Consider the following 4,960-nt stretch of genomic DNA (forward strand, 5'->3'; position numbering starts at 1 on the left):
ACGGTCAAATCCTTCTGTGCCGGCTGACCCTGCTGCGTGATGGTGCCGGTAACCAGAAATAGATTGGCAAAGAATAACCCCTGGGCGACCGACGCTGTCAGAATCGTCACAAGGATAGCGGCTGTAATTACAGGAATTCTGCGCTTCATTTTATCCATGGCAGCAATCCGGCCCCCGCGGCCGTATTCCACCACTAAAAAATGTAGAGGAGAACTCAACGGGTGTCAAGACTTTTTCCGCTCGCTCTTGCTGCGGGAGTTCACCAACGTGAACGAGAGATGCTCCAATTCCATGGCCATGTTCTCGGTCCGCACCTCGACGTCGTCGGGAACCTTGAGCTTGATCGGCGCGAAGTTCAGAATCGCCTTGATATTGCAGTGTACCACATGATCGACGATTCCCTGTGCTGCGGCAGCAGGCACGGCAATAATCACGACCTCGATCTTGTACTTTTGCAGTTCTTCTTCCAGATGCTCCATCCCGAGCACCGTGATCCCCTTGTGATTCGACCCAATCTTACGCTGATCCGAGTCGAAGAGCGCCTTGATGACAAACCCTTGCCGCTGGAACTCCTTGTACGACACCAGAGCCGAACCGATATTGCCCACCCCGATCAGCGCCACGTTCCAGGTGCGGTCGATGCCGAGGATCTTGGCGATCCGCGCCTTCAACTCCTTTACCGGATATCCTAACCCGCGCGTGCCGAACGACCCGAAGAACGACAAGTCCTTCCGCACCTGCGCCGGCGTCAGCTTCTCCCGCTTGGCCAGCTCCTTTGATGAAATCGTCTCGTAATGCTCTTTTTCGAGAATATTCAGTGCCCGGTAATAATGGGAAAGTCGATGAATTGTCGATTCCGATATCTTGCGCTCTCTCATAGTCTCCCAGTCACCGTTTTCCGCATCGAAAAAATGTGAAAGCTTTCACAAAAAATATCTCCTCACACAATCTCGGTCAAGCATAATTTTTGCATCTTCGACCGCATTTGTCGCCGAATATACCGTCATCTACTGCCAAATCGTCACAAAGTTGTCATAAAACTGCCGGAAATATTGAGGCGGTCCCCATGCCCGGAAACCGCCTCGCCCACTAACCACGGAAAGGTTGCTTGTCAATGCACCGTAATGCTCAACTTTAGAAGCACTTGGTCGCTGTTGTAGTCGCATAGCAGTCGATAACGGGTGTTGGCCGTCAGCGATGCTGTCACTCCGAGTGCATCCATAATGATATCGCGATACGACCACCCCTCCCGATAGGCGTCATCGTATTCCTTGAACAGCCCGAACGTCATCACCAGGGCGCCGGCAGCATACTTGTTCATGAACTGGCTCAAAGCCGAGGTCGAGCCCATCGAGCCCATCATGTGAGTCCACTTGTCTGGAGCCTCGATCTCCCAGTTGTTGCGGTCAACGTAGAACCAGTAGTCCTTGCTGTCGGGCAGCCGTTTGAACTGACCGTCCTTGGGGTATTTCCCCGCGGCTGCCGACGGAACCAACATCAGTATCAATACCATAATGCCGATAATCGTCAGCAACACTGGCAGAGGTCTTTCGTACATTCGTTTCATAACCTCTTGCTGATGACGCAGAGGTCGTGCCGAACCGAAACACGATCGAAGTTGTTGTTTTATTTCGACTTAACTGGTTTCCCGCAGGTGCAAGTCGTTGCACAGCTGAAGGAGCTTACACAATTTCCTCGCTTCGGCGCAGTAAGACTATCACGAGGTGGTTGCCGCAGAACAGGTTGGATTCTCTATTGGCGCCCAAGAAATTTCCCGAATGCAGCCGCGCAGTCGAGTATAATGTGATGTACAGCGCATGACGATCAATCAAAGGTAAGTGCGGTAAAGAGTACCCAAGCAGGAAGGCAGTCATATGTGTGGAATAGTTGCCTATATTGGCAAGCGCCCGGCCAGTCCGATTCTGATCAACGGCCTCAAACGCCTGGAGTATCGCGGCTATGACTCCGCCGGAATCGCTCTGATCGAAGACGGTCAGGTGATTTTCGAAAAGGCTGCCGGGAAGATCCGGGTGCTCGAAGATCTCATCGAAGGCAAGTCGTTCCAGGCTACGGCAGGTATTGCACATACACGCTGGGCCACCCACGGCGTCCCCAACGATATCAATGCGCACCCGCACCTTGATTGTCACGGCAAGATCGCCGTCGTCCACAACGGCATTATCGAGAACTTCAAGACGCTTCGCTCCTTCCTCGAGCGCCGCGGTCACACTTTCGAAAGCGATACCGACACCGAAATCATCGCCCACTTGATTGAAGAATACTATGACGATAACCTGACCCGTGCGGTCCAGTTGGCCATGTCGCAGGTGGAAGGCACTTATGGCATCGCGGTGATCTCGCTGGATGCTCCGGACGTGATCGTCGCTGCTCGCCACGGTTCACCGCTTGCACTGGGATTGGGCGAAAACGAGAATCTGGTTGCTTCCGACGTCTCGGCGATGCTCGAACATACCAAGAAGGTCGTTTATCTTAATGAAGGCGAGGTTGCCACCGTTTCGCGTCACGGAATCCAGATTTCCACGATGGACAACGTCCCGGTACCAACGAAATATCAGGAGATCGAGTGGGACCTTGATCAGCTGGAGAAGAGCGGCTTCGACCATTTCATGCTCAAGGAAATCTATGAGCAACCGACCACGATCCGCAACGCGATGCGCGGCCGCCTCAACTACGAAGAGGGCACCTCGCGACTGTCAGGCCTCAAGCTGCAGTACGACCAGTTGTTGCACGTTAAGCGAATCATCCTGTCTGCGTGCGGAACCTCCTGGCACGCGGCACTCTGCGGCGAATATATGATTGAGGAATTCGCCCGGATTCCGGTCGAAGTCGAATACGCTTCCGAATTCCGCTATCGCGCACCGATCATCGATGAAGGGACTTTGGTATTTGTGATCAGCCAGTCCGGCGAAACGGCTGACACGTTGGCCGCGCTGCGCGAAGCCAAACGCAAGGGCGCCACTGTGCTCGGGATCTGCAACGTGGTCGGTTCGACCATCGCCCGCGAAACCGACGGCGGCATTTACATTCACGCCGGTCCCGAAATCGGCGTCGCCTCAACCAAGGCTTTCACCTCCCAGGTTACGGTGCTGGCGTTGCTGACCATCCTGCTGGCCCGACAGCGGTCGATGTCGATGGAGAAAGGGCGTCAATTGATCGAGGCGCTCGAACTTATCCCGGATCAGGTTACACATCTGCTGCGCAATGATCACGTAATCCGCGAAATCGCCGAACAATATGCGCGCACCAACAACTTCCTCTACCTTGGCCGCGGCGTTAATTTCCCGGTTGCCCTCGAAGGCGCTCTGAAACTCAAAGAAATCTCATACATCCATGCCGAAGGTTATCCGGCCGCCGAAATGAAGCACGGGCCGATCGCGCTGATCGATGAGAACATGCCGGTCGTTGTGCTGGCACAGCAGGACATGGTTTACGACAAGGTGATCTCGAATATCCAGGAAGTGAAAGCTCGTAACGGCAAGATCATCGCACTGGCCACCGAGGGCGATGAGGAAATCGCCAGATTGGCTAATCATGTGATCTACCTGCCGAAGGTGCCTTACATGCTGAATCCGATAATCGCAGCGATTCCTCTGCAATTACTGGCCTATCACATTGCCGTGCTGCGCGGCTGCGATGTCGATCAACCGCGCAATCTCGCTAAATCGGTGACGGTGGAGTAGACAAGAAAATTCGTAGCGGTACGTAATTGCTTACTGATCTGATTTTCGCGCGAATCGTCGCGCCGGATTTCGCGCAGACTTGACCGAGTACCGCAAGCCGCTCAGAAAGTGTTAGTTAGAGAATCGCTGTTCGCCGAGTTGTCACGCCAACACACGCGGCGGATTTTCTTGAACGCAAACCGCAAGGCAACCAAGACCTTTTCTCAACCGCTAATTTTCTCACGATTCGCTTGACTTCACCCTTCCGCCTTCCATATATTTTACGCCGGAAGTCGCTGGTAGATAACGTGTTAACAATCTGTTAACAACTTGTGGATAACCCCCAATGGACTATCCAGCGCCTTTCTGTACCCAAGTTGTGATTGCTCAAGGCATTCCGAACTTGTAGTGGTTTGATACAAAAATCAGATCGCGCCTATATATGGGGGGCTATGTGTGGGGCTGCTCTCTGTTCGTTCGCTCCAAATCTCGGATCTGGAAAAACCGGGTCGGAAGTGTGGCTGAGGACGTCGAGAGTTTTTGACTCTGGTTCTCGAGGAGGGATTTTTTGAGGGGAAAAATATGCAGGAAGAATTAAACGCACTTTGGGACCGTTGCTTATCCAGCCTATCCCGCCGGGTCAGCAAACACATGTTCTTTACCTGGTTGAAACCGACCAAGGCGGAGTTCGTCGACACGGACTCTTTCAATATCCTGGTGCCGAATCGATTTGCCGCCAACTGGCTGCGCGAACGCTATCGCAGTCAGATCACCGAAGCACTTGCCGAGATTTCCGGCCGCAATTGGAATTTCGATTTCAAAATCCTGAATTTGCCGATTCAGGCGGAGATGTTTGGCGGCAACGGGAACGGCAATGGCAATCACGTTGAAGTGAGTGACGACGGCGACGAGGTCGAAATCGTTCGTCCCGCAGCGCCGCCACCCAAGCTGAACCCGCGTTACCAATTCGATACTTTCGTGGTTGGCGACTCGAATACCTTTGCTCACGCCGCCTGTGAGGCCGTCGCGGACGCGCCGGGTGAAAACCGTTATAACCCGCTCTTCATCTATGGTGGCGTTGGACTCGGCAAGACGCATCTGGTGCAGGCAATCGGCAATGCTGTCTGCCAGACGCAGCCGCACCTGCGCGTGTTGTATGTGTCGAGCGAAGAGTTCACCAACGAATTCATTCGGTCGCTGTCGACCAAGTCGGTGCACGAGTTCTCCAATCGCTACCGCACGGTTGATCTGCTGTTGCTGGACGATATCCAGTTCTTTAC

General features: G+C 53.7%; 5 protein-coding genes. 2 read left to right on the forward strand and 3 right to left on the reverse strand.

Annotated features, from left to right (window positions below; translation table 11 throughout):
* From IT585_13160 to IT585_13170, 3 genes are all read right to left on the reverse strand, one after another.
* Window positions 1-149 (reverse strand): hypothetical protein (locus IT585_13160; protein MCC6964195.1); only part of this gene is annotated, 149 nt, incomplete at its 3' end.
* A 75-nt stretch (window positions 150-224) separates the two neighbouring features.
* Complete coding sequence (locus tag IT585_13165; protein ID MCC6964196.1) at window positions 225-878, reverse strand: redox-sensing transcriptional repressor Rex; 654 nt, start codon at window positions 876-878, stop codon at window positions 225-227.
* A gap of 233 nt (window positions 879-1,111) precedes the next feature.
* Window positions 1,112-1,567, reverse strand: coding sequence for a hypothetical protein (locus IT585_13170; protein ID MCC6964197.1), 456 nt, complete (start codon window positions 1,565-1,567; stop codon window positions 1,112-1,114).
* 307 nt (window positions 1,568-1,874) lie between these two features.
* Here IT585_13170 and glmS point away from each other — a divergent pair, with 307 nt between their 5' ends.
* Both glmS and IT585_13180 read left to right on the forward strand, forming a co-directional pair.
* Entirely contained in the window at window positions 1,875-3,701 is a 1,827-nt protein-coding gene (gene glmS / locus IT585_13175; protein MCC6964198.1) for a glutamine--fructose-6-phosphate transaminase (isomerizing), read from the forward strand.
* 561 nt (window positions 3,702-4,262) lie between these two features.
* Window positions 4,263-4,960 (forward strand): ATP-binding protein (locus IT585_13180; protein MCC6964199.1); only part of this gene is annotated, 698 nt, incomplete at its 3' end.

Source organism: Candidatus Zixiibacteriota bacterium (genome assembly GCA_020853795.1).
Lineage (GTDB): Bacteria > Zixibacteria > MSB-5A5 > CAIYYT01 > CAIYYT01 > JADJGC01.

What these genes read in the sequence shown, in the direction of transcription:
- IT585_13165 (MCC6964196.1), bottom strand. Translation starts at nt 878, where the DNA reads ATGAGAGAGCGCAAGATATCGGAATCGACAATTCATCGACTTTCCCAT.
- IT585_13170 (MCC6964197.1), bottom strand. Translation starts at nt 1,567, where the DNA reads ATGAAACGAATGTACGAAAGACCTCTGCCAGTGTTGCTGACGATTATC.
- glmS (MCC6964198.1), top strand. Translation starts at nt 1,875, where the DNA reads ATGTGTGGAATAGTTGCCTATATTGGCAAGCGCCCGGCCAGTCCGATT.